The sequence below is a fragment of the Streptomyces sp. NPDC051913 genome (assembly GCF_044593635.1).
GTDB lineage: Bacteria > Actinomycetota > Actinomycetes > Streptomycetales > Streptomycetaceae > Streptomyces.
The window spans coordinates 793,661-818,719 of record NZ_JBIUCI010000002.1 but is presented as its reverse complement, the minus strand read 5'-3'; the positions used below and the strand labels follow the sequence as shown (position 1 = coordinate 818,719).

19 protein-coding genes are annotated in these 25,059 nt (G+C 69.8%); 10 read left to right on the top strand and 9 right to left on the bottom strand.

All coding sequences use genetic code 11. The annotated features are described in order from the left end of the window. Positions 1-60: 60 nt before the first annotated feature. A complete protein-coding gene (locus ACIHIX_RS08865; RefSeq protein ID WP_399951855.1) occupies positions 61-897 on the top strand; it encodes an aldo/keto reductase in 837 nt (278 codons plus the stop codon). A gap of 120 nt (positions 898-1,017) precedes the next feature. Here ACIHIX_RS08865 and ACIHIX_RS08860 read toward each other — a convergent pair whose 3' ends face one another. Both ACIHIX_RS08860 and ACIHIX_RS08855 read right to left on the bottom strand, forming a co-directional pair. Next, positions 1,018-1,719 (bottom strand): SDR family oxidoreductase, encoded by a 702-nt coding sequence (locus ACIHIX_RS08860; protein ID WP_399951852.1) that lies wholly within the window; start codon positions 1,717-1,719, stop codon positions 1,018-1,020. A gap of 84 nt (positions 1,720-1,803) precedes the next feature. Next, positions 1,804-2,697: a class I SAM-dependent methyltransferase gene (locus ACIHIX_RS08855; RefSeq protein WP_399951849.1), complete on the bottom strand. Its 894-nt coding sequence runs from the start codon at positions 2,695-2,697 to the stop codon at positions 1,804-1,806. Between the two features lie 124 nt (positions 2,698-2,821). On the opposite strand from ACIHIX_RS08855, the gene ACIHIX_RS08850 reads away from it, so the two are divergent. Continuing rightward, entirely contained in the window at positions 2,822-3,592 is a 771-nt protein-coding gene (locus ACIHIX_RS08850; RefSeq protein ID WP_399951846.1) for a phytanoyl-CoA dioxygenase family protein, read from the top strand. 28 nt (positions 3,593-3,620) lie between these two features. On the opposite strand, the gene ACIHIX_RS08845 is transcribed toward ACIHIX_RS08850, so the two are convergent. Both ACIHIX_RS08845 and ACIHIX_RS08840 read right to left on the bottom strand, forming a co-directional pair. Beyond that, on the bottom strand, positions 3,621-5,339 hold the full coding sequence (locus ACIHIX_RS08845) for a glycoside hydrolase family 6 protein (RefSeq protein ID WP_399951843.1): 1,719 nt from the start codon (positions 5,337-5,339) through the stop codon (positions 3,621-3,623). A 30-nt stretch (positions 5,340-5,369) separates the two neighbouring features. Beyond that, the gene (locus ACIHIX_RS08840; protein WP_399951840.1) at positions 5,370-6,875 is read right to left on the bottom strand and encodes a cellulase family glycosylhydrolase; all 1,506 of its coding nucleotides are present in this window, start codon (positions 6,873-6,875) and stop codon (positions 5,370-5,372) included. A gap of 252 nt (positions 6,876-7,127) precedes the next feature. Between ACIHIX_RS08840 and ACIHIX_RS08835 the strand changes: the two genes are divergently transcribed. Together ACIHIX_RS08835 and ACIHIX_RS08830 are read left to right on the top strand one after the other, a co-directional pair. After that, on the top strand, positions 7,128-10,043 hold the full coding sequence (locus ACIHIX_RS08835; protein ID WP_399951837.1) for a glycoside hydrolase family 48 protein: 2,916 nt from the start codon (positions 7,128-7,130) through the stop codon (positions 10,041-10,043). Positions 10,044-10,270: 227 nt separating this feature from the next. Further along, positions 10,271-12,940: a cellulose binding domain-containing protein gene (locus ACIHIX_RS08830; RefSeq protein ID WP_399951834.1), complete on the top strand. Its 2,670-nt coding sequence runs from the start codon at positions 10,271-10,273 to the stop codon at positions 12,938-12,940. A 64-nt stretch (positions 12,941-13,004) separates the two neighbouring features. Here ACIHIX_RS08830 and ACIHIX_RS08825 read toward each other — a convergent pair whose 3' ends face one another. Both ACIHIX_RS08825 and ACIHIX_RS08820 read right to left on the bottom strand, forming a co-directional pair. Beyond that, a complete protein-coding gene (locus ACIHIX_RS08825; RefSeq protein WP_399951831.1) occupies positions 13,005-14,903 on the bottom strand; it encodes a rhamnogalacturonan lyase in 1,899 nt (632 codons plus the stop codon). A gap of 70 nt (positions 14,904-14,973) precedes the next feature. Continuing rightward, the gene (locus tag ACIHIX_RS08820; protein WP_399951828.1) at positions 14,974-15,906 is read right to left on the bottom strand and encodes a helix-turn-helix transcriptional regulator; all 933 of its coding nucleotides are present in this window, start codon (positions 15,904-15,906) and stop codon (positions 14,974-14,976) included. A 39-nt stretch (positions 15,907-15,945) separates the two neighbouring features. Here ACIHIX_RS08820 and ACIHIX_RS08815 point away from each other — a divergent pair, with 39 nt between their 5' ends. Further along, entirely contained in the window at positions 15,946-16,425 is a 480-nt protein-coding gene (locus ACIHIX_RS08815) for a hypothetical protein (protein ID WP_399951825.1), read from the top strand. Then, complete coding sequence (locus tag ACIHIX_RS08810; protein ID WP_399951822.1) at positions 16,422-16,883, top strand: hypothetical protein; 462 nt, start codon at positions 16,422-16,424, stop codon at positions 16,881-16,883. Before ACIHIX_RS08815 ends, ACIHIX_RS08810 begins: the two co-directional genes overlap by 4 nt. Here the strand turns inward: ACIHIX_RS08810 and ACIHIX_RS08805 are convergent. Then, complete coding sequence (locus tag ACIHIX_RS08805) at positions 16,867-17,610, bottom strand: class I SAM-dependent methyltransferase (protein WP_399951819.1); 744 nt, start codon at positions 17,608-17,610, stop codon at positions 16,867-16,869. The genes ACIHIX_RS08810 and ACIHIX_RS08805 overlap by 17 nt on opposite strands. A 4-nt stretch (positions 17,611-17,614) precedes the next feature. Continuing rightward, positions 17,615-17,920, bottom strand: a complete 306-nt coding sequence (locus tag ACIHIX_RS08800; protein ID WP_399951816.1) for a 4a-hydroxytetrahydrobiopterin dehydratase — start codon at positions 17,918-17,920, stop codon at positions 17,615-17,617. 171 nt (positions 17,921-18,091) lie between these two features. On the opposite strand from ACIHIX_RS08800, the gene ACIHIX_RS08795 reads away from it, so the two are divergent. Continuing rightward, positions 18,092-18,898: a helix-turn-helix domain-containing protein gene (locus ACIHIX_RS08795; protein WP_399951813.1), complete on the top strand. Its 807-nt coding sequence runs from the start codon at positions 18,092-18,094 to the stop codon at positions 18,896-18,898. On the opposite strand, the gene ACIHIX_RS08790 is transcribed toward ACIHIX_RS08795, so the two are convergent. Continuing rightward, positions 18,880-19,305 (bottom strand): hypothetical protein, encoded by a 426-nt coding sequence (locus ACIHIX_RS08790; protein WP_399951810.1) that lies wholly within the window; start codon positions 19,303-19,305, stop codon positions 18,880-18,882. The two genes, ACIHIX_RS08795 and ACIHIX_RS08790, sit on opposite strands and share 19 nt — an antisense overlap. A 269-nt stretch (positions 19,306-19,574) precedes the next feature. Here ACIHIX_RS08790 and ACIHIX_RS08785 point away from each other — a divergent pair, with 269 nt between their 5' ends. From ACIHIX_RS08785 to ACIHIX_RS08775, 3 genes are all read left to right on the top strand, one after another. Then, positions 19,575-20,438 carry a helix-turn-helix domain-containing protein gene (locus ACIHIX_RS08785; RefSeq protein WP_399951807.1) on the top strand — a complete coding sequence of 288 codons (864 nt, stop codon included), beginning with the start codon at positions 19,575-19,577 and terminating at the stop codon, positions 20,436-20,438. A gap of 30 nt (positions 20,439-20,468) precedes the next feature. After that, positions 20,469-21,284: an SAM-dependent methyltransferase gene (locus tag ACIHIX_RS08780; protein WP_399951804.1), complete on the top strand. Its 816-nt coding sequence runs from the start codon at positions 20,469-20,471 to the stop codon at positions 21,282-21,284. A 90-nt stretch (positions 21,285-21,374) separates the two neighbouring features. After that, the gene (locus ACIHIX_RS08775; RefSeq protein WP_399951801.1) at positions 21,375-25,058 is read left to right on the top strand and encodes a nitrate reductase subunit alpha; all 3,684 of its coding nucleotides are present in this window, start codon (positions 21,375-21,377) and stop codon (positions 25,056-25,058) included. The last annotated feature ends 1 nt before the right edge of the window (position 25,059 follow it).

The following is a 25,059-nucleotide window of genomic DNA, read 5'->3' as shown; positions in this document are numbered from 1 at the left end:
CGCTCGTGATCGTTGACGATGGGAGTACCACCTGACGACAACCGTAAGGATCAAGAGCTCGTGAGCAGCAAGGTCCCCCCGATCATCCTGAACAACGGCGTCGAGATGCCCCAGCTGGGCTTCGGCGTCTGGCAGGTGCCGGACGACGAGGCGCAGCAGGCGGTCACCACCGCCCTGGAGGCCGGGTACCGCAGCATCGACACAGCGGCGATCTACGGCAACGAAGAGGGCACCGGCAAGGCCATCACCTCCTCCGGCATCCCCCGCGAGGACGTTTTCGTCACCACCAAGCTGTGGAACAGCGACCAGGGGTACGACTCCACCCTGCGCGCGTTCGACGCCTCCCTGGAGAAGCTCGGCCTGGAGTACGTGGACCTGTACCTGATCCACTGGCCGCTGCCGGCCCGGGACCAGTACGTCGACTCGTACAAGGCGTTCGAGAAGCTGCTCGCCGACGGCCGTGCCCGGGCGATCGGCGTCTCCAACTTCCACCCGGAGCACCTCGAGCGGCTCATCGCCGAGACCTCGGTCATCCCGGCGGTCAACCAGATCGAGCTGCACCCGCATCTCCAGCAGCACGCGGCCCGCGAGTTCCACGCGGAGCAGGGCATCGCCACCGAGGCCTGGTCCCCGCTGGGCCAGGGCAAGGGCCTGCTGGAGGTTCCGGCGATCGTCGCCATCGCCCAGAAGCACGGCCGCACCCCGGCCCAGGTGGTGCTGCGCTGGCACCTCCAGCTCGGCAACGTGGTGATCCCCAAGTCCGTGACCCCGTCCCGGATCAAGGAGAACATCGAGGTCTTCGACTTCAGCCTGGACACCGAGGACCTGGCCGCGATCAGCGCCCTCAACGAGGACCGTCGTATCGGCCCGGACCCGGCGACGTTCGACATCGGCTGACGGCACGGCACAGCGGCGGGCCCGGACGGAGCACCGTCCGGGCCTTCGTCATGTCCGGGTAGGGCTGGTCACCGTGCGTACGCGCTGACCAGGATCAACGCCCACCCACCCGCCCTCAGCTCAGTTGGGCTGCCCGATCGGCCGTACGACGACGGTGTTGACGTCGACTCCCTCGGGCTGCCGGATGGCCCACACGACGGAGTCGGCGAGCTGGTCGGCGGTGAGGAGATGGCCGGGCGGGAGGCTGCCGTAGCTGTCCCAGAACGGGGTCTCCACCCGGCCGGGCGCGACCAGGGTGACGCCGATGCCCCACTCAGTGACCTGGCGGCGGGTGTTCTCGGCGAGCCCGGTCACCGCCCACTTCGTCGCCCCGTAGATATTGCCGGGCGTGGGCACGAACCCGGCGACGCTGCCGATGAGCACAATCCGCCCCCGGGTCTCCTTGAGGGCGTCGACGGAGGCACGGATCAGCAGCGCCGGTCCGAGGACGTTGGTCAGCACCATCTCGGTCCAGCCGGCCGGGTCCCCGTCGGCGACCGAATCATGAGTGGCCGTACCGGCGTTGGAGACCACGGTGTCCAGTCGGCCGAACTCCTTGAGGGTGCGGTCGACCGCCGACCGCACGCTCTCGTAGTCGGCGGCGTCACCGACGAGCGTCAACAGGCCCTCGGGATCCCCGAGTTCCTCGGCGAAGCCACGCAGCCGCTCCTCGCCCCGGCCGGTGACGGTCACCCGGTGCCCGGCGTCGAGGAGTTGGCGTGCGACGGCTGCGCCGATGCCGCTGCCGCCGCCGGTGATGAGCGCGACCGGAGAATCGGTCATGACTACCCCCTGTTTTCGGTGAACGCCGCGCAGTAGATCACTTGGAGCGTTCTCGAAGTCAAGGGCGGAGCTGACAGAAAGGCGTCAGACCGGGCGGACCGCCGTGTGGACCGTGCGGGCCGTGAGGACGAACAGGTCGGGGCGGTGATGGAGGCTCGCCTTGTCCTCGGGGTCGACGAGCCGGTCGAGGGTGGCGCGGTCGTCGGGGTCGAGGCGTACGCCGAGGACGTCCCGCATCCGGGTGAAGGCGGTGACGGCACACCTGCGGGCCCGGTCGGTGGTCGGGGCGGGCAGGTCCAGCAGGAAACTGCGGGTGCCGGTGGGCTTCAGCCCCACGGACGTCATCAGCGCCGCCCAGTCCTCGATCTCGTCGACCGCGCCGGGCAGCGCGGCCCGCATCTCGGTGAACCACTCCTCGTGCACCGCGTCGATCCGGGCCTGGAGCCCCGGGCGGCCGATGCCGATGTCGCGGGGCAGATACCGGGTGGGCAGACTGCCCTCCAGCAGGGCCAGGGTGCCGCCGGGTGCGAGCCGCGCGGCGAACGCGGCCAGGGCAGCCTTCTGGTCACCGAGGTGGTGCAGGCTCCAGCTGGCCCAGAGCAGATCGGCCGGGTAGTCCAACTCCTCCAGCACGTCGGGCAGTTCACCGGCGAGGGTGCCGAAACGGTCGGCGACGCCGAGCCGCCCGGCCCGCTCGCGGGCCCGCTCCAGAAGCGGCTCGGAGCTGTCGACGGCGACGACCCGGGCGCCGGGAAAGGTGTCGGCGAGCAGAGTGGAGACGACCCCCGGCCCGCTGCCCGCGTCGACGACCAGCCCCGGCTCGGTCTGCCGTTTCGCGAGCCACGCCATGGCCCGCTCGTACAGGGGTGTGTACAGCTCGGCCTGGTCCTCCAGCATCGGGGCCATCTCGGCCCAGTCGATGTCGGCGTGGTCGTGGTGGGCGTGCCCGTGCTCATGCTGATGGTGGTCGTGCGCCATGGTGGTCACCCTCTCGTCCGTGTGCGGCCAGCGTGCGCCGACGCACCGGGGAGAGGCCAGAGCCGTTGCCGGGACGGCAAAAAACGAGGTGCGGCGCACACGTGATCGCGGTCAGGATGACCCGATGGACGACGAGACGGTGGAGCGGTTCCTCCAGGACGGGTTCGTGAAGATCGAGGGCGCCTTCCCGCCCCGCGTCGCCGAGCACTGCGCGCGCCTGCTGTGGCGGGAGACGGGATACGCCGCCGAGGACCCGGCGACCTGGAAGGACCCGGTGGTGTGGGTCGCCGACATGGCCCAGGGCCCGTTCGCGGCGGCGGTCAACTCACCGGTGCTGCATGAGGCGTTCGACGCCCTGGCAGGCAAGGACCGCTGGCAGTCCCGCTATTCGCTGGGCAGCTTCCCGCTGCGCTTCCCGCACGAGGAGGAACCGGACGACGCGGGCTGGCACATCGAAGGAAGTTACGTCCCGGAGGGCGCCCAGCTCCCCCACACCAACCTGCGCTCGCGCGACCGCGCCCTGCTGATGCTGTTCCTGTTCTCGGAGATCACCGAGGCCGACGCCCCGACGCGGATCCGGGTCGGCTCCCATCTCGACGTACCGCGGATCCTGGCACCGTACGGCGAGCAGGGCGCCGACTTCCTGACCCTGGGGCCCCAGGTCGCCGAGGCTTCGGCCCACCGCCCCCTCGCCCACGCCACCGGCACACCGGGCGACGTCTACCTCTGCCACCCCTTCCTGGTCCACGCGGCCCAGCCGCACCACGGCACCCGCCCCCGCTTCATGGCACAACCACCGTTGATGTCGGCGGTACCCCACGAGCTGGAGCGGGTGGACGGAAACCACTCCGCGGTGGAACGCGCGATCCGCCGGGGTCTGTCAGGGGAGGACTGACAAACCCCGGCGGCCGTTCATGCCGCTACTACAACGGCGGGTACGCGTTCTGCATCAGCTGCTGGAACTGCGCGGAGAACCAGTGCCCGGACAGCGGCGCGTTGGCCAACGCCCCGGACATGTTGTTCCCGTTGCGCGCGTTACCCGTGTAGGTCGGGTCACACATCCGGTCGAAACCCTTGCCCTCGTCGTTCGAGATGGCAGAGCTCGACCCGTCGGACTCACCCGGAGGCTTCATCCACACGTAGGCGTCGATCCCGGTCGCGGGGTTGGCCTGCGGACGCTCACCGAGACCGGCCCCGGACTGGTTGCACCAGTTCCCGACATGGATACGGCGGTCGTAGCGGCCACCGTCGACATACGTGTCCACACTGGTCGTCGCACCCGGCCCGGTGGGCCGCGCCGTGCCGCCCCACCCGTTGCGGGAGGTGTCGATCAGCATGCCGATACCCGAGTTGAAGCCGACCGAGACCAGCTGGTTGCGGAAGGCCTGGGCGTACGACAGCTCGTCGACGTACCGGTTCCAGTCGACCCACTTCGACTCACGGACGGACTTGCCGGCCACGGAGTCGTTGATGGTGAAGTTGTTCTCCTTCAGGGCGCTGTAGTTGGCCGTGTTGGTGATGAAGCCGTGGACGTCGTCGACGGTCGCGCCCTCACTGGTGGCCGCCTGCTTGAACAGGGTGGCCGAGGGGGCGAAGTTGTCGTCCCAGCCGAGCCAGCCGTGGTGACCGGCGTCGATGTAGTTGTAGACGTTGGGGATCGCGCCGAGCTTGTTGAGCGCGTATCCGACGCCCTTCACGTAGTTGCCGTTGGCGAGCATCGTGTCGCACGCCGGGGTGGCGGTGGCCTTGCTGCCGGTGTTGGTCACCAGGTTGGGCAGCGAGTCGATCTCGATGGTGGTGACGATCCGCAGCGAGCTGTACTTGCTGTCGGCGAGGATCGCGGCGATCGGGTCGATGAACTGCGTCTTGTACTTGTCGATCTCCGTCGGGCCGAGTTCGCCGTTGGAGGCGAGGGCCGCGCAGTCACGGCCGGGGAGGTCGTAGACGACCAGCTGGACGACCTCTTCCCCGCTGCCCTTCTGGGCGAGCGCGGCGTCGAGGTGGGCGCGCAGCCCCATGCCGCCGTTCACGCCGTTGATCGCGGCGATCCGGTCCAGCCACACACCGGTCGGCTGGTTGGAGATCCGGCTGCCGCCGGTCTCCGCGGCGGCCTTCGCGGACCACTCCGGGTTCACGTACACCTTGGCGCCGCTGTACGGGTTGTCGACCTTGGTGCCGGTCCCGGGGTCGGTCGGGTCGGTCGGGTCCGTCGGGCCGGTGCCACCGTCGACGTTGCAGGTCACGCCGTCGAGGGTGAACGTGGTCGGAATCGCGTTGGTGCCGCTGTAGGTGCCCTGGAAGCCGAAGCTGGTCGAAGCGCCGGTGGCGAGCGTGCCGTTGTAGCTCTCGTTGGCGGCGGTGACGGCCGTCCCGCTCTGGGTGACCTTGGCGTTCCAGGCGTTGGTGACCTTCTGGTTCCCGGCGTACGACCACTTGACCGCCCAGCTGCTCTTGGCGGCGCTGTTGTTGGTGATCGTCACATTGGCGGTGAAGCCGGTGCCCCAGTCGTTCTGCACCTTGTAGTCGACGGTGCAGGGAATGGCGGAGATGCCGACGTCTCCGGGGACCACGGCGAGGGCCGTCCCGGAGGCCCCGGCGACCAGCGCCAGGGCAGCGAGGAGCGCGGTTCTCGTACGACTCATGAGTGCGGGTTTCCTTCTCGGTTGCGGGTGTTAACCGTTCAGGGCGCGCAGGTGATCGCGTAGCCCTATGCCGTACGACGTGGGGGTTCCGTCGTAGTCGGAGATCAGGGAGGGGCCGGAGGAGCAGTCCCAGGTGTTCCAGGTCCAGCCCAGATAGGACAGGCCGCGGTCGTCGAACCACTTCATGACCTGGTCGACGAAGGAGTGACCGCAGGTGTTCTCGCCGATCTCCCCGGCGACCAGCGGCACCTGTGCCGCCACCGGGGCAAGCGTGGAGTTCCAGCAGCTCTCGTTGGAGCAGGTGTTGAAGTTGTACACGTGCCAGGCGGCGGCGAGATTGCCCGCCGGGTCGGTCGGCTTGTACGTGAGCCACTGGCCGAGGTCGTTCGAGTACGCGATCCCGCCGGCCAGGATCAGGTTCTTCGCGCCCGTGCCGCGCACGGCGTCGACGAGGTCCTGCATGCCGGCGACCTCGTAGCCGATGCCGGAGCAGGTGCCACCGTCCCGCCAGCACTGCCACGCCTGGGTGGTCGTGGCGGTGGCGCGGTCCGGGTAGGGCTCGTTGAACAGGTCGAAGGCGACGGCCGGGTCGTCCTTGAACGTGTTGGCCACCGACTTCCAGAAGGCCGGGGTGTACTGCATGTCGGGCATCGGCTTCTGGCAGCTGGCGTGCACGTCGGAGCAGCCGGCCGAGTTCCCGGTGTACTGCCCGTAGGTCCAGTGCAGCTCGACCAGCGGGGTCATGCCGTGCGCCTTCACCTTCGCCACCAGGTCCTTGACGGCGTTGATGTAGTTGGCGCCCGAGTAGGCCGCGTCGATGTTGGACAGGCCGAGCCAGCACTCCTCGTTCAGCGGAATGCGGACCGTGTTGGCCTTCCAGTCGGCGATCGCCTTGACCGAGGCGTCGTCGACCGGTCCGTCCCAGATGCCGCGGCCCTGGACGCACATGAACTCGCCGCCGGAACGGTTGACGCCGAGCAGACGACGGGTGGTGCCGTCGGCGTCCACGAGCTTGTTCCCGGAGACCTTCAGGGCCGGTGGTGCGTCGGGGTCACCGGGGTCCGTCGGGTCGGTCGGCGTGGGGGTCGGCGTGGGCGAGGGGTCCGCGCCGGCGTTGCAGGTGGTGCCGTTGAGCTTGAACGCCGTCGGTACGGGGTTGTTCCCCGACCGGGTGCCGATGAAGCCGGCGCTGACGCTCGCTCCGGTGGCCAGTGAGCCGTTGTAGCTCTCGTTGGCCGCCGTGACCGTCGTACCGGACTGGGACCATTTGGCGTTCCAGCCCTGAGTGACTTTCTGGCCGCCCGCGAAGTCGAAACCGAGGCTCCAACTGCTCACGGCTGCCGTGTTGTTCGTGATCGTCACGGCACCCTGGAAGCCGGTGTCCCACTGACTGGTGACGGAGTACTCGACCGTGCACGCGGGGGTGGCTCCCGACGCCGTGACCACCGGCGCGACCGCGGTGCCCAGCAGGGCGATCGCGGCTGCGCCGGCAAGTAAAAGACCTGAACGAGGTCCTGAACGCGGGGGGTGTCGCATGAGCGACTCCTTGCAGATCTGGCGCGTCGTGACGGACGCGTCGACTGATGGAATCGCTCCCACTGGTGCCACCGAAGCTAGCGGCAAGTGACGTCAAAGAACAGAGGCGTCACTTGACTTTTCCTCAACCACATTCATCGAATCTTTTCGACTCTTCAAGCACCTTGACCCCTCACACCCTCGTCCTCACTATGGGAGCGCTCCCACTGGTTCAAGCCTTGACTTCTCCGAGCCGCAAGGAGGAACCAGCACATGCTCCCCAGAAGGAGACGCCGGCGCACCCGGCGCCTTTGGACCGCCGTAGTCGCGGCCCTGGCACTTCCGCTCGCCATGCTCAGTACGGCTTCAACTCCCGCGTCCGCGGCGGCACTTGCCTGCAGTGTCGACTACAAGACCAATGACTGGGGCTCCGGCTTCACCACGGACGTGACGATCACCAACCGCGGTACGGACGCCATCAACGGTTGGACGCTGACCTACGCCTACACCGGTAACCAGAAGCTCTCCAACGGCTGGAACGGGACCTGGACCCAGTCCGGCCAGAACATCTCGGTGAAGGACGCCGGGTACAACGGGACCATCGCGGCCGGCGCCGCGGTCTCCACCGGCGCGCAGTTCAGCTACAGCGGCAGCAACGCCGCACCCACGTCGTTCGCGATCAACGGCACCACGTGCACCGGCGCCCACCAGCCGCCGATCACCGTGCTGACCAGCCCGACCGCGGGCGCCGTGTACACCCAGGGCGACGCCGTCCCGCTCGCGGCGACCGCCGCGGCCGCGGACAACGCGACCATCAGCAAGGTGGAGTTCTACGACAACACCACCCTGCTGGGCACCGACACGACGTCGCCCTACTCTCTTTCTGCTTCAAGTTTGACCGTGGGCAGTCATTCGCTCCTCGCGAAGGCGTACGACAGCCTGGGGGCGTCGGCGGAGTCGACCCCGGTCGGCATCACGGTCGCCTCGGGTCCCGCCGTGGTGGCCTCGACGACTCAACTCGCCGTCCAGCAGGGCAAGACGGCCACCTACGACCTGAAGCTGTCGACCCAGCCGTCCGCCAACGTGACCGTCACCACGGCACGGGCGAGCGGCAACTCGGGCCTGTCCGTGACCGGCGGGGCTTCCCTGACCTTCACCCCGTCGAACTGGAGCACGGCCCAGAAGGTGACCATCACCGCCGACTCCTCCGGCACCGGTGCGGCGACCTTCGAGTCGAGCGCCACGGGCCATGCGAAGGCGGCGGTGACGGTCACCCAGATCGCCGCGTCGAAGCAGTACGATGCCCGCTTCCTGGACCTGTACGGGAAGATCACCAACCCGGCGAACGGCTACTTCTCACCCGAGGGGATCCCCTACCACTCGGTGGAGACCCTGATCGTCGAGGCCCCTGACCACGGCCACGAGACGACGTCGGAGGCATACAGTTACCTGCTCTGGCTCCAGGCCATGTACGGCAAGGTGACGGGCGACTGGACCAAGTTCAACGGCGCTTGGGACATCATGGAGAAGTACATGATCCCCACCCACGCCGACCAGCCGACCAACTCCTTCTACAACGCCTCCAAGCCGGCCACGTACGCCCCCGAGCTGGACACGCCCAACGAGTATCCGGCGAAGCTCGACTCGTCGGTCTCGGTCGGCGCGGACCCGATCGCGGGCGAGCTGAAGTCGGCGTACGGCACGGACGACGTCTACGGAATGCACTGGTTGCAGGACGTCGACAACGTCTACGGCTACGGCAACTCGCCGGGCAAGTGCGAGGCGGGGCCGACCGACACCGGCCCTTCGTACATCAACACCTTCCAGCGCGGCGCGCAGGAGTCGGTGTGGGAGACGGTGCCGCAGCCGACCTGCGACCAGTTCAAGTACGGCGGCACCAACGGCTACCTGGACCTGTTCACCGGTGACGCCTCCTACGCCAAGCAGTGGAAGTTCACCAACGCCCCGGACGCCGACGCGCGGGCCGTGCAGGCCGCGTACTGGGCGGACGTCTGGGCGAAGCAGCAGGGCAAGGGCAGTGACGTCTCCGCGACCGTGGGCAAGGCCGCGAAGATGGGCGACTATCTGCGCTACGCGATGTACGACAAGTACTTCAAGAAGATCGGCAACTGTGTCGGTCCGTCGACCTGTGCGGCCGGCACCGGCAAGAACTCGTCGGCGTACCTGCTGTCCTGGTACTACGCGTGGGGCGGCGCCACCGACACCTCGGCGGGCTGGGCCTGGCGCATCGGCTCCAGCCATGTGCACGGCGGCTACCAGAACCCCCTGGCGGCCTACGCGCTCAGCTCCTACGCCGACCTGAAGCCCAAGTCCTCCACCGGCGCGGCGGACTGGGGCACCTCGCTCACCCGGCAGCTGGAGTTCTACCGCTGGCTTCAGTCGAACGAGGGCGCCATCGCGGGCGGTGCGACCAACAGCTGGGCGGGCCGTTACGCGACCCCGCCGGCCGGTACGTCGACCTTCTACGGCATGTACTACGACCAGCAGCCCGTCTACCACGACCCGCCGTCCAACCAGTGGTTCGGCTTCCAGGCGTGGTCGATGGAGCGGGTGGCGGAGTACTACCAGCAGACGGGGAACGCGCAGGCCAAGGCGGTCCTCGACAAGTGGGTCGACTGGGCGCTGTCCAAGACCACGATCAACCCGGACGGCACCTACCAGATCCCCTCCACCCTCCAGTGGTCGGGCCAGCCCGACACCTGGAACGCCTCGAGTCCCGGCTCCAACAGCGGACTTCACGTCACCGTCGCCGACTACACCAACGACGTCGGCGTGGCCGCCGCGTACGCCAAGACCCTGACGTACTACGCGGACCGCTCGGGTGACACCGAGGCCGCGACGACGGCGAAGGCGCTCCTGGACGGCATGTGGGGCAACTACCAGGACAGCCTGGGCATCGCGGTGCCGGAGAACCGGGCGGACTACAACCGGTTCGACGACTCGGTCTACGTCCCGTCCGGCTGGACCGGCAAGATGCCGAACGGCGACGCGATCAGCTCCTCGTCCACCTTCGAGTCCATCAGGTCCTTCTACAAGAACGACCCGGCCTGGTCGAAGATCTCGGCGTATCTCGCGGGTGGCGCGGTGCCGTCGTTCACGTACCACCGTTTCTGGGCCCAGGCGGACATCGCCCTGGCCATGGGTTCGTACGCGGAGCTGCTCGAATAGCCCCCGCCAGGCGCTCCGCCTGAGGAGCCCCGCGTACCTGGTCCCGTCACCTGACGACGGGGCCGACCGGCCGGGTGGCCCCCTCCCGCACTGGGGGCCGCCCGGCACCTCTCGGACCGAGTAGAAAGCGCTTACCCCACCTGTAGGACGCCCGCAAGGCGCCCGCAAGGCGCCCGTAAGGCCCCCGCACGTCCCCTCCCTCCCCCACATCCCGGAAAGGACACCCCGTGCGAAGAACCCGCATCCTCACGGCCGTCCTCGCTCTCGCGGCCGGTCTCCTCGCGGGCACCCCGCCCGCGCTCGCGGCCGACAGTCCCGCGAAGGTGACGCTCGCCGCCGACACGTACACCTGGAAGAACGCCCGGATCGACGGCGGCGGCTTCGTCCCCGGCATCGTCTTCAACCGCTCCGAGAAGAACCTCGCCTACGCCCGCACCGACATCGGTGGCGCCTACCGCTGGCAGGAGTCGAGCAAGACCTGGACACCGCTGCTGGACTCGGTCGGCTGGAACGACTGGGGGCACACCGGCGTGGTCAGCCTCGCCTCCGACTCTGCCAACCCCGACAAGGTGTACGCGGCCGTCGGGACGTACACCAACAGCTGGGACCCGGGGAACGGGGCGGTCCTGCGCTCCGCCGACCGAGGTGCCAGCTGGCAGAAGGCGGACCTGCCGTTCAAGCTGGGCGGCAACATGCCGGGCCGCGGCATGGGCGAGCGGCTCGCCGTCGACCCCAACAAGAACAGCGTGCTGTACCTGGGCGCGCCGAGCGGCAAGGGCCTGTGGCGGTCCACGGACTCCGGCGCGAGCTGGTCGCAGGTGACCAACTTCCCCAACGTCGGCAACTATGTGCAGGACGCGAGCGACACCTCCGGCTACGCCAACGACAACCAGGGCATCGTCTGGGTCACCTTCGACGAGAAGACGGGCACCTCGGGCAGCGCGACGCAGTCGATCTACGTCGGGGTCGCCGACCTGCAGAACTCGGTGTACCGCTCGACGGACGGCGGCGCCACCTGGTCACGCCTCGCCGGGCAGCCGACGGGATACCTCGCCCACAAGGGTGTGCTGGACGCGACGAACGGCTACCTCTATCTCGCCTACAGCGACAAGGGCGGCCCGTACGACGGAGGCAAGGGCCAGCTGTGGCGTTACGCGACGGCGACGGGCACCTGGACGAACATCAGCCCGGTCGCGGAGGCCGACACCTATTACGGCTTCAGCGGGGTAACGGTCGACCGTCAGCATCCGGGAACGCTGATGGCGACGGCGTACAGCTCGTGGTGGCCCGACACCCAGATCTTCCGTTCCACGGACAGCGGCGCGACCTGGACGAGGGCATGGGACTACACCTCGTACCCCAACCGCTCGAACCGCTACACCATGGACGTCTCCTCGTCCCCCTGGCTGACCTGGGGCGCGAACCCGTCACCGCCCGAACAGAGCCCGAAACTGGGGTGGATGACGGAGTCGCTGGAGATCGACCCGTTCAACTCCAACCGGATGATGTACGGGACGGGCGCGACGATCTACGGCACGGAGAACCTCACCAACTGGGACTCCGGGAGCCAGTTCACCATCAAGCCGATGGTGCAGGGCCTGGAGGAGACGGCGGTCAACGACCTCGCCGCTCCCCCGTCGGGCGGGGCACTGCTGTTCAGCGCGCTGGGTGACGTCGGCGGCTTCCGGCACACGGACCTGACCAAGGTCACGTCGATGATGTACACCCAGCCGAACTTCACCACCACGACCAGCCTGGACTTCGCGGAGACGAACCCGAACACGGTCGTCCGGGTCGGCGACCTCGACTCGGGCCCGCACATCGCCTTCTCGACGGACAACGGCGCCAACTGGTTCGGCGGGACCGATCCCTCGGGCGTCAGCGGGGGCGGTACGGTCGCGGCGGCGTCCGACGGCAGCCGCTTCGTGTGGAGCCCCACGGGCACCGGCGTCCAGTACACGACGGGCTTCGGTTCGTCGTGGTCGGCGTCGTCGGGCATCCCGGCGGGCGCGATCGTCGAAGCCGACCGAGTGGACCCGAAGACCTTCTACGGCTTCAAGTCGGGTAAGTTTTACGTGAGTTCGGACGGCGGCGCGACCTTCACGGCGTCCTCCGCCACGGGTCTCCCGGCCGGCGACAGCGTCCGCTTCAAGGCGCTGCCCGGCACGAAGGGTGACGTCTGGCTGGCGGGCGGCGCGAGTGACGGCGCGTACGGCCTGTGGCACTCGACGAACGGCGGTACGAGCTTCACCAAGCTCTCCAACGTCGACCAGGCCGACACGATCGGCTTCGGAAAGGCGGCCACAGGGGCCTCCTACCAAACCCTCTACACCAGCGCGAAGATCGGCGGCGTACGCGGCATCTTCCGCTCCACGGACCAGGGTTCGACCTGGACCCGCATCAACGACGACGCGCACCAGTGGGGTTGGACGGGCGCCGCCATCACCGGCGACCCGCGTGTCTACGGCCGGGTCTATGTCTCGACGAACGGCCGGGGCGTGATCTACGGCGACACCTCCGACACGAGCGGCGGCGGCGACGGCGGTGGCGGCACCGACCCGACCCCCACCCCGACCGGCGCCTGCGCGGTGACGTACAAGATCACCAACCAGTGGTCGGGCGGCTTCCAGGCGGACGTGCAGCTCAGCAACACGGGCACCAACGCCTGGTCCGGCTGGTCCCTCGCCTGGAACTTCCCGAACGGCCAGACCGTCAGCCAGCTCTGGAACGCCGACTACACCCAGTCGGGTTCATCGGTGACCGCGAAGAACGTCACCTGGAACGCCAACGTGGCGGCGGGTTCCTCCGTGAGCTTCGGCTTCACGGGCAACTGGTCGGGGACGAACGGGAAACCGACCGCGTTCAAGGTGGGTGATCAGAGCTGCACGGTGAGCTGAGAGCCCTCTGACGACGAGGCCCCGCCCGGGAGGTGCTCCGGGCGGGGCCTCAACGCGTCGTCCCTCAGGGGGTGTAGACCGTCGGACGCGGTGCCGTCGCCATGCCGTTGCCGATGAAGAAGCTCGGGTGCGGGGGCTGGTTGTAGGCGGTGTTCTGCCAGGCCAGGCCCGTGCGGTATATCGTGTCGTGGAGGAGCGTGGTGATCCTTGTCGTGGTCTCGTACGGCGTCGAGTAGATCCTGAGCGCCGTGTTGTCCGTCGTCGGCCAGACGACCTCCTCGCGCCAGTCGCCGAAGATGTCGCCGGACAGGGACGGGGTCGCCTTCGTGCCGTTGTTGGAGTGGACCGAGGCGCCGGTCAGGAGTCGGGTGTCGGCGGAGGTGCCGTACTTGTCGATGTGGGTGCCGTCGAGGAGTTCACGGGTGGTGTCGCCGTCCCACCAGGAGAGGAAGTTGACGGAGGAGGGCTCGCGGCCCTTGGTCGCGCCCGCTTCGTCACGGATGGAGGAGTCGGAGGCCGACCAGACCTCGGCGCCGTCGTTGCCCGCCCAGATGTCGCCCGCCACGCCGCGGCCGTTGTCGCAGCAGGCGGCCAGGCTCCAGTTGACCGTGCCGTTCGCCGGATTGATGTAGAGCTCCGCCGGCTGGGAGGACGACTCCGAGACCTTGAAGTACTCCAGACCCGCGTGCGAGGGGTCGAGGTCGCCCAGGTGCTGGGCGTCGCCGTGGCCCGTCTTCGTGGTCCACAGCCCGTTGCCGTTGTCGTCCACCGCCATCGCGCCGTAGACGATCTCGTCCTTGCCGTCGTTGTCGACGTCCCCGACGGACAGACTGTGCGAGCCCTGACCGTCGTACCCCTTGCCGGAGTTGGTGGAGGAGTTGGTGTCGAAGGTCCAGCGGCGGGTGAAGGCGCCGCCTCGCCAGTCCCAGGCCGCGATGACCGTACGGGTGTAGTAACCGCGGGCCATGATCAGGGAGGGGCGGGCGCCGTCCAGGTAGGCCGTGCCCGCGAGGAAGCGGTCCACCCGGTTGCCGTACGAGTCGCCCCACGACGACACCGTGCCGCGCGCCGGGACGTAGTCCACCGTCCCCATCGCCTTGCCGGTCTGGCCGTTGAACATGGTCAGGTACTCGGGCCCGGACAGGACATAGCCGCTGGAGTTGCGGTAGTCGGCGGAGGAGCTGCCGATGACCGCGCCCGTGCCGTCGACGGTGCCGTCCGCCGTCTTCATGGCGACCTCGGCCTTGCCGTCGCCGTCGTAGTCGTACGCCTGGAACTGCGTGTAGTGCGCGCCGGAGCGGATGTTGCGGCCCAGGTCGACGCGCCACAGCCGGGTGCCGTCGAGCTTGATCCCGTCGACGATCGTGTTGCCGGTGTAGCCGGACTGGGAGTTGTCCTTGGCGTTCGTCGGCTGCCACTTCAGTACGAAGTCCAGCGCCCCGTCGCCGTCGAGGTCGGCCACGGAGGCGTCGTTGGCCTCGTAGGTGTAGGCGACTCCGTCGGGGGTGGTGCCCCCTGCCGGTGGGCTGATCGGGACGTCCTTGTAGCCGGTGCGGAACTGGATCGCGTGCACCGAGTCGGCCTGTTCCACGCCGCCGACGATCGCGCGGACCGTGTAGTCGGCCTGGGAAGGGGCGCCGGAGTGGAAGTAGTTCGTGGAGCCGGTGATCGGCGTCGAGTTGACCTTCGTACCGGCCCGGTAGACGTTGAAGGAGACGTCGGTGGGGTCGGTGCCGAGCCAGCGCCAGCTGACCAGGTTGCCGGCGTCGGTGTGGACGCTGACGACACCCCGGTCCAGCTTCTCCACCTGCCGGGCGGTCGCGGCCTCCGCCGTACCGGGGGTGGCCAGTTGGGTGAGCCCGGCGGCGACGAGCGCGACGGTGGCGCCCAGCGCGGAGAGAACGGCCCTTCGTCTGCGGTGCTGGTGGGGGTGGGGGTGCGCATGCGGGTGCGGGTGCTGCACGAGACGTACCTCCTGGGAGGACGGACGGGTTCCACTCCCCGGTCGTCGCCGCCCGCCTGAAGGTTGCCGCTCATCCGGCGTATCGCACCGCCAACTCCCGTACGGTTTCTGTGAGTCGCTCGCGCAGCTCGGACGGCTCCAGTACCTCGACGCCCGCGCCCATGGAGAGAAACTCGCCCAGGGCGCGGTCGACGGACTCGATCGGCACCCGGGCCAGGGTCCAGCCGTCGGCCTGTTCCGGCCCGTACGCCGTCGTCCTCGGGTGCGTCACCCCCGGCGCCAGCCGCACCACCGCCTCCGCCCGGTACAGGCGTTCATGGAAGTCGCGCTGGTAGGCAGTCCAGTACGCGGCCAGGTCGAAGTCGTTCGGGCGGGCGAACTCCTCGTCGGACGTGACGAGTTCGAGGATCTGGTCGACGCGGAAGGTGCGCGGCCCCGGACCCGCGACCACGTACCAGCGGCCCGCCTTCAGCACCAGCCCGTACGGCTCCAGGCGCCGCTCCACATCCGTCGGCCGGGCCCAGCGGCGGTACCGCACCCGCAGCACCCGGCCGTTCCAGACCGCGTCCGCCACCGCCGGCAGATACGGCGTGGCGTCTGCCTCCGCGTACCAGCCGGGCGCGTCGAGATGGAACCGGCCGCTGATCCGGTCGGCGTGGACGCGCAGCTCCGCCGGCAGCGCGGCCCGCACCTTCAGCTGGGCGGCCGCGAGTACGGACCCCAGCCCCAGCTCGGCGGCCGGACCGGGGGCGCCCGCGAGGAAGAGGGCCTCCGCCTCGTCGGCGGTCAGGCCGGTCAGCCGGGTGCGGTAGCCGTCGAGGAGACGGTAGCCACCGGCGTGGCCCGCGTCGCCGTACAGGGGGACACCGGCCGCGGCCAGCGCCTCCACGTCCCGGTACACCGTGCGCACCGAGACCTCCAGCTCCTCGGCGAGCTGGGCGGCGGTCATCCTGCCCCGGGTCTGGAGCAGCAGCAGGATCGAGACGAGTCGGCTGGACTTCACTGACACAGGATGTCAGTGAAGGGGCCTTAGCGTCCCACCATGAGTTTCACCGAGAAACTGCTGACCGTGCCGCCGCCGATCGAGATCGCGGGCCGGCACATCAAGCGCTACCACGTCACGACCGACCCGGCCGGCATCGCGCCCGACGTCGAGAAGGCGGCGTACGAGATCCTCCCGGAGCTGCTGCCGGAGCCGGACGGCACTCCGCCCGCGACCTTCGTCGTACTGCACCGGGGCGAGGACACCGGCGCCTATCTCAACGCCTACAGCTGGGTCTGGGACAACGTGCTCCACTTCCGCGGCGCGGCGGCGGGTCAACCGGCGCTGTGGTGCCCGGACATCGACCCGACCCACTTCATCAAGCCCGAACTGCCCTGGATCGGCTGTGTCTGGGAGCTGCCGCCGATCCTGCACGAACGGGACGCCTGGGTGCGACACCTGCTCGCCCCCGAAGTCCCCGATCTCGACGCCTACTTGGCCGACTCCCTGCCCGAAGGAACCACAGGAGACCGCTCATGAGCAGCCCGCACGACTTCGACTTCTTCCACGGCGACTGGCAGGTGCTCAACCGCCGCCGCACCGACTTCCTGGACCCGGAGGGCAGTTGGGAGGAGTTCACCGGCACCAGCCGCTGCTGGCCGCTGTTCGACGGCACCGCGAACCTCGACGAGATCGACATGCCGCATCTGGCGGCGAAGGGCGCGACGCTGCGGCTCTTCGACCGGGCGAGCGGACAGTGGTCGCTCAACTGGGCGTCCAGCCGGACCGGAACGCTGTTCCCGCCCGTGTTCGGTGGATTCACGGACGGGCGAGGGGAGTTCTACGGTGACGACACCCACGACGGCAAGGACGTGCGGGTGCGCTTCGTGTGGTCCGACGTCTCCGCGACCGGCGCCCGCTGGGAGCAGGCGTTCTCGCTCGACGGCGGCGACACCTGGCTGACCAACTGGGTCATGGAGTTCAGCCGGGCTTCCTGAACGCGCGCAGCGCGAAGACGGGGTCGGCGCGGGGCCGGTCCTGGTCCGGCAGGGCCTCCATGCGCGCGGCGAGCCGCTCGGTGCGCGGGTCGCCGGGCGGCAGCATGGTGAACCAGCCGCGCCGCAGGTCGGCGGCGGTGCCCTGGGGGCTGCGGCCTTGGCCGAGGCCGGTGAAACGAGCCCGCCCGGCGGCGACCAGCCCCTGCGCGGCGGCGTACGACTCCACCCGGTGGGAGGCGTCCGGGGCCGGTCGGCGCGGGCGCGGGGCGAGGACCACGTCGACGTCGCTGCCGACGTCGTGGGCGACGGCCTTGTCGACGGTGGTGACGTACACGCCGCCCGGCCGAAGGACGCGGGCGCACTCGGCGACGATGCTGCGGGTGTCCTCCGGGTCGTGGATGAGATGCAGCAGCCACACGCTGGTCACCGCGTCGAACACCCCGTCGGGGAACGGCAGTCGGCGGCTGTCGCCGAGCACGATCGCGCCGGGCAGCCGCGCCGCCGCCATCCGCGCCATGCCGTACGTCAGGTCGGCGCCCGTCACCCGCAGCGCGGGCCGGGCCGTCGCGTACCTCCGGGTGACGATACCGGTGCCGCAGGCCACGTCGAGAAGGCGGCGGGCGTCCGGCGGGACCAGACCGAGCACCGCGTCCGCGGCCGCGGCGGCCCGGGGTTCGCCGCCGCGGGTGACGTCGTAGGCGTCGGCTTCCTTGTCGTAGTCCAGCACGCCGTCACTGGGCTCCGTGGCCGGGGGCGAGCGCCGCCACCCGCTGGGCGAGCTCGACGTCCTTCTCGGTCACGGCGCCGCCGGCACTGTGGGTGTGCACGCTCAGGGCGACCGTGTTGTAGCCGAGGGTGAGATCGGAGTGGTGGTCGAGCTCGTCCTGGACCTGGGCGATGTGGACGACCATCGCGGTCGCCGCGAAGTGCGAGGACAGCCGGTAGGAGCGGGTGAGACGGTCACCGTCGAGCGACCAGCCCGGCAGTTCCGCGAGCCGGTCCTCGATCTCCTTCTGCGACAGCGGTTGCACGGCCATGACGCCGCTCCTTCCTGGACTGCGGGTGAGCCGGGGATGCCGGGGGTGCTGGGGTGTTCTCTCAGCGTGCCACAGGCAGACCGGGGAAGCCCTGGTCAGCAGGGGCCGACGCGGCGGGCCGGCCCGGATTTCCCTTCGCGGGCGTCCGCCGGCTTCGTCTACGGTCGTCGTATGACCACCACCACTGCCACCGACGGGGGCGTCGGCCCGCTGCTGCGGGCCTGGCGGGAGCAGCGCCGGGTCAGCCAGTTGGAGCTGGCGCTGCGGGCCGACTCCTCCGCGCGGCACATCAGCTTCATCGAGACGGGGCGTTCCCGGCCGAGCGAGGAGATGGTGCTGCGGCTGGCCGAGCATCTGGACGTTCCGGTGCGGGAGCGCAACGCGCTGCTGCTGGCGGCCGGTTACGCCCCGCGCTACCCGGAGACGCCGCTGGACGCCCCGGCGCTCGACGCCCTGCGGGACGGGATCGAGCGGCTGATCCAGGGCTATGAGCCCTACCCGGCGCTGGTGTTGGACGCCATGTACAACGTGGTCGCCGCCAACCGCGGCATCCTGACGCTGCTCGACGGCATCCCGGAGCGGCTGCTCGAACCGCCGCTCAACGCGATGCGGCTGACCCTGCACCCGGAGGGCATGGCTCCCCGTATCCGCAACCTGCGCGCGTGGCGCGGGCATCTGCTGGAGCAGATGGAACGGCAGATCGCCCTGCGCCGCTCGGAGCGGCTGCGGGCGCTGTACGAGGAGGTGGCGGCGTATCCGCTCGCCCACGAGGACGAGGACGCCGGCGCGGAGCTGGAGGCGGCGGTGTACTTCGCGCTGCCGATGCGGATCGAGCACGAGGGCCGGGTGCTGTCGTTCATCTCGTCCATCTCCACCTTCAACACCCCCATGGACGTGACCGTCGCCGAGCTGGCCATCGAGACGTTCGTCCCGGCCGACCCGGCGACGGCCAAGTACCTTCAGGGACTCATGTCCTGACGTGCCTTCAGGGCGATGTGCTGGAGCGCCGCGAACCCGGCGACCGTGAGGGCCTGGAGGACGGTCCACACGGCTCCCGCGGTGCTCGGCGACAGCCACAGCGTCAGTGCGACACAACTGAGAACCGCCCAGGCGAGGTTGGCCTCGACGACGGCCCGGACCGGCAGTGCGGCCGGGCGGGGCCGGGCGGCGAGCCACCCGACACCGGCCGCGTACACCACGAGGAACGCGCCGAGTTCGAGCAGCAGTGTCGAGCCGACGCCGAGGAGCCGCCCGAGCGGCCCGGACGCGGCGAGATAGGCGAGGCCGTTGCCGCCGGTCACCACCGCGTCGAGCGCGAGGAAGCGGCGCAGCGCGGTGTGCGGGTCGCTGGTGCGGGCGAGGGCGGACAGCTGGGCTGCGGACATGGCGAATCAGCCTCCGTCGAGGTCGAGTTGGAGTACGGAAGAGGGTGGGGCCGGATTCCGGAGCGGAGTGCGCCGCCCCGGAACCCGGTGACTCCACGATCCCGCGCCCGCGCCGGCCGGTCGATTACACCCGGGGTAATGGCCACGCCGCTTTCCGGCCACTGTCCCCGCCGTCCCGCGTGGCGAGCGCCTCACCACCGATCACGTGAGACTGACGGCGGAACATGACACACTGCCCCGGATACTTCGGCGCGTAGGGGAGGCGTGGCGTGAGTGAGCGGCGGCCTGCGCCCACGGTGGGCCAGGTGGTGCTCGGCAAGCGGCTTCAGGAGCTGCGGGAGGCGGCCGGGCTCAAACGCGAGGAGGCCGCGAAGGTCCTGCGCGTGGCTCCGGCGACCGTGCGGCGCATGGAAATGGCCGAGGTCGCGCTGAAGATCCCGTACGTGCAGATGCTGCTGTCGACGTACGGCGTCTCCGAGGAGGAGGCGGACGCGTTCGTCGCGTTGGCCGAGGAGGCGAACCAGCCGGGCTGGTGGCAGCGGTTCCACGACGTGCTGCCGGACTGGTTCAGTCTGTACGTGAGCCTGGAGGGCGCGGCCCGCATCATCCGCTCCTACGAGCCGCACTTCGTGCCGGGGCTGCTCCAGACCGAGGCGTACGCGCGTGCCGTCATGGAGGCGGGCACGATCGCGCAGGCCGGTCCGGAGACCGTCGAGCGCCATGTGTCCCTGCGGATGGCCCGCCAGCAGCTCCTGGAGCGCCCGGACCCGCCCCACCTGTGGGTGATCATGGACGAGACGGTGCTGGCCCGTCCGGTCGGCCAGGGCGGTGAGGTCATGCGGGAGCAGCTGGACAAGCTGCTGGAGTTCGCCGAGCGCGACCGGATCACCTTGCAGATCGCCGAGTTCGCCGCGGGCCCGCACCCGGGGACGTACGCCCCCTTCTCCCTCTTCCGGTTCGCCGAGCCCGAACTGCCGGACATGGCGTTCACCGAGTATCTGACCGGCGCCCTGTACCTGGACTCCCGCAAGGAGGTCTCCCTGCATCTGGAGGTCCTGGACCACATGACGGCGCGCGCCGCGTCGGCCGAGCGCACCAAGAAGATCCTGCGGGAGCGCCGCGCGACTTATTGAACCTGCCGACGACCGAGGAGAAGATCCCGCATGACCGGACCGGAAGCCGCGCCCACCATCCTCGACACCACCCGGCCGCATCCGGCCCGCGTGTACGACTGGTGGCTGGGCGGCAAGGACAACTACCCGGTGGACGAGGAGCTGGCCCGCAGGATCCTCGCGACGGACGGCGCGGTGGTGCGCGGGGCGCGCGCCAACCGGCGGTTCATGCACCGGGCGGTACGGACGGTGGCCACGGCGGGCATCCGGCAGTTCCTCGACATCGGCACGGGCATCCCCACCGAGCCCAACCTCCACCAGGTCGCCCAGGAGGTCGCCCCGGACGCGCGGGTCGTGTACGTCGACAACGACCCGATCGTCCTGCGGCACGCCCAGGCCCTGCTGCACAGCACCACCGAGGGCGCCACGAACTATGTGCACGCCGACGTCCGCGACCCCGACACCATCCTGCGCCTGGCCGCGCAGACCCTGGACTTCTCCCGGCCGGTCGCCCTGTCGCTCGTGGCGCTCACCCACTACCTGAGCGAGGAGCCGGACCAGGACGACGTGTACGGCCTGCTGGAACGGTACGTCGCCGAGCTCGCCCCCGGCAGCCATGTGATCCTCTCCCAGGTCACCCCCGATCTGAGCCCGGAGGCCATCGGGAAGGCCGCCGAGCACTTCCGGGCGAGCGGTACGCCGTTCCACCCGCGCTCGCTGCCCCAGTTCTCGCGTTTCTTCGCCGGTCTGGAGCTGCTGGGCCCCGGGGTGATCCCGGTGACCGGCTGGCGGCCGGAGCCCGTCGACGTCGAGGCCCAGGCGGAGGGCATCGTGCCGGTGTACGCGGGGGTCGCCCGCAAGCCCTGACCCGTACGCGTACCCGTACGGGTGCCGTGAACAGGTGCGTTCCCGCCCTCGCCCCTAGCTTCGAAAGCACGGGCAAGCAAGGGAGCGCATGTGACCGACACCCAGACCCCGCCCACCGAGCCGGGCGCGGCGCTGCTGAAGGCCGGCCGCTTCTTCCGGCCCGGCACTCCCGCGCCCGACCTGCACAGCATCGAGCTGACCGGGGGCCGCGAGGCGGACGCCTTCTACCGGGACCGGTGGAGCCACGACAAGGTCGTGAACTCCACTCACGGCGTGAACTGCACGGGCTCGTGCCGCTGGAAGGTGTACGTCAAGGACGGCATCATCACCTGGGAGACCCAGCAGACCGACTACCCGAGCGTCGGCCCGGACCGCCCCGAGTACGAGCCGCGCGGCTGCCCCCGGGGCGCCGCGTTCTCCTGGTACACGTACTCCCCCACCCGGGTGCGCTACCCGTACGTCCGCGGTGTCCTGCTCGACCTGTACCGCGAGGCGCTCGGGAGAACCGGTGACCCGGTCATGGCCTGGGCGGACATCCAGAACGACCCCGAGCGCCGCCGCCGCTACCAGCAGGCCCGCGGCAAGGGCGGCCTGGTCCGGGCGACCTGGGACGAGGCCGTGGAGATCGTCGCCGCGGCCCACGTCCACACGATCAAGACCTACGGTCCCGACCGCATCGCCGGCTTCTCCCCGATCCCGGCGATGTCGATGGTGTCGCACGCGGCGGGCGCCCGCTTCCACTCGCTGATCGGCGCCCCGATGCTGTCGTTCTACGACTGGTACGCCGACCTGCCCGTCGCCTCTCCGCAGGTCTTCGGCGACCAGACCGACGTCCCCGAGTCCGGTGACTGGTGGGACGCCGCGTATCTGATGATGTGGGGCTCGAACGTCCCGGTGACCCGCACCCCGGACGCGCACTGGATGGCGGAGGCCCGCTACCGGGGCCAGAAGGTGGTCGTGGTCGCCCCGGACTACGCGGACAACGCCAAGTTCGCCGACGAGTGGCTGCACCCTCATCCCGGCACGGACGGGGCGCTGGCCCTGGCGATGGGGCACGTGATCCTCAAGGAGTTCTTCGTCGACCGGGAGACGCCGTTCTTCGCGGACTACGTCAGGAAGTTCACCGATCTGCCGTTCCTGGTCACGCTCACCGAGAAGGACGGCGCCCACGTCCCCTCGAAGTTCCTGCGCGCCACCGACCTCGGCCAGGAGGGCGAGGGCGCGGAGTGGAAGACGGTCGTGCTGGACGCGGCGAGCGGCCGCGCGGTCGTCCCCAACGGCTCCCTGGGCTTCCGCTGGACCGAGTCCGGCAAGGGCCGCTGGAACCTCGAACTCGGCCCGATCGAACCGACGTTGACCCTCCACGGGCAGAACATCGCGAGCGGCGTCGAGGTCCTGCTCCCCCGCTTCGACACCGAGGGCGGTGAACACGGCCAGGGCCGCGGCGACGTCGTACGCCGGGGTGTACCGGCGACGCGGCTGGGCGGTCCGGACGGGCCGCTGGTGACCACCGTGTACGATCTGCTGCTGGCCCAGTACGGCATCAAGCGCCCTGATCTGCCGGGGAGTTGGCCTGCCTCCTACGAGGACGCCGAGGCGCCCGGCACGCCGGCCTGGCAGGAGGTGCACACCTCCGTTCCGGCCGCCAAGTGCGTGAAGATCGCCCGGGAGTTCGCGCGGACCGCCGAGCGTTCCAAGGGCCGCTGCATGATCCTGATGGGCGCCGGAACCAACCACTGGTTCCACTCCGAGACCATCTACCGCGCCTTCCTCGCCCTGCTCCAGCTCACCGGCTGCCAGGGCCGCAACGGCGGCGGCTGGGCGCACTACGTCGGCCAGGAGAAGTGCCGTCCGGCCACCGGCTGGGCCACGCTGGCCGCCGCGTCGGACTGGTCGCGGCCACCGCGGCAGATGATCGGCACCGCGTACTGGTTCCTCAACACCGACCAGTGGCGCTACGACCACTTCACCGCCGACGTGCTGTCCTCACCTCTCGGTGAGGGACGCTTCAAGGGCATGACGGGCGCCGACTGCCTCGCCCTGTCGGCGCGTTCGGGCTGGATGCCGTCGTACCCGACCTTCGACCGCAACCCCCTGGAGCTGGGCGAGACCTTCGGCGACCCGGTGGCCAAGGCGGTGGCCGAACTCCGAGCGGGCACTTTGAACTTCGCCTGCGAGGACCCGGACGCCCCCGGGAACTGGCCGCGCGTGCTGACGCTGTGGCGGGCCAATCTGCTCGGCTCGTCGGCCAAGGGCGCCGAGTACTTCACCCGCCATCTGCTGGGCACGCACTCGTCGTTGAGTGCCCAGGAGGCGGAGTCGCACGAGCGTCCCCGGGACGTGAAGTGGCGGGAGGAGGCCCCCGAGGGCAAGCTCGACCTGCTGCTGTCCCTGGACTTCCGGCAGACCTCGTCGACCCTGTTGTCGGACGTGGTGCTGCCCGCGGCGACCTGGTACGAGAAGCACGACCTGTCGTCCACCGACATGCATCCCTACGTGCACTCCTTCACCCCGGCCGTGGACCCGCCGTGGCAGGCCCGCACCGACTTCGACACCTTCAAGGCGCTGGCCGACCGGCTCAGCGAGATGGCCGTCGTCCACCTGGGCACCCGCAAGGACCTGGTGGCATCGCCGCTCCAGCACGACACCCCGGGCGAGACCGCCCAGCCCGGCGGGGTGGTCCTGGACTGGAAGCGCGGCGAGTGCGATCCGGTCCCCGGGAGGACGATGCCGAACCTCACGGTCGTCGAGCGCGACTACACGGCGATCGGCGCCAAGTTCCGGGCCCTCGGCCCGCTGGTCGAGAAGCTGGGCATGCCCTGCAAGGGCATCGCGCTCCACCCGGACGAAGAGGTGCGGCACCTGGCCGAGTTGAACGGCACCGGCTACGAGGGCCGACCCTCGATCGACACCGCCGTGAAGGCCGCGAACACCATCCTCGCCCTGTCCGGCACCACCAACGGCCGCCTCGCCACCCAGGGTTTCCACACCCTGGAGGCGCGCACCGGGCAGGAGATGGCCCACCTGGCCGCCGAGCACGAGGGCAAGCGGATCACGTACGCCGACACCCAGGCGGCGCCCGTCCCCGTCATCACCTCGCCGGAGTGGTCGGGCAGCGAGTCCGGTGGCCGCAGGTACACGGCCTTCACGCTCAACACCGAGCACCTCAAGCCCTGGCACACCCTCACCGGCCGCCAGCACTTCTTCCTGGACCACGACTGGATCCACGAGCTCGGCGAGGCGCTCCCGGTGTACCGGCCGCCGCTGGACATGAACAAGCTGTTCGGCGAACCGCAGCTCGGCCCGGACGGACAACGGGAGGTGACGGTCCGCTACCTCACCCCGCACAACAAGTGGTCCATCCACTCCGAGTACCAGGACAACCTGTTCATGCTGGCCCTCTCCCGCGGCGGCCAGTCCATCTGGATGGCCCCGCAGGACGCGGACGCCATCGGCGTCAAGGACGACGACTGGATCGAGGCGGTCAACCGCAACGGCGTGGTCGTCGCCCGCGCGGTCGTCTCGCACCGGATGCCGGCCGGCACGGTCTATATGCACCACGCGCAGGAGCGCACGGTCAACGTGCCGACGACGGAGGCCACCGGAAAGCGCGGCGGCATCCACAACTCGCTGACCCGGCTGATCCTCAAGCCGTCGCATCTCATCGGCGGCTACGCCCAGTTGAGCTGGGCGTTCAACTACCTGGGCCCGACGGGCAACCAGCGCGACGAGGTGACGGTCATCCGCCGCCGCAGCCAGGAGGTCGAGTACTGAC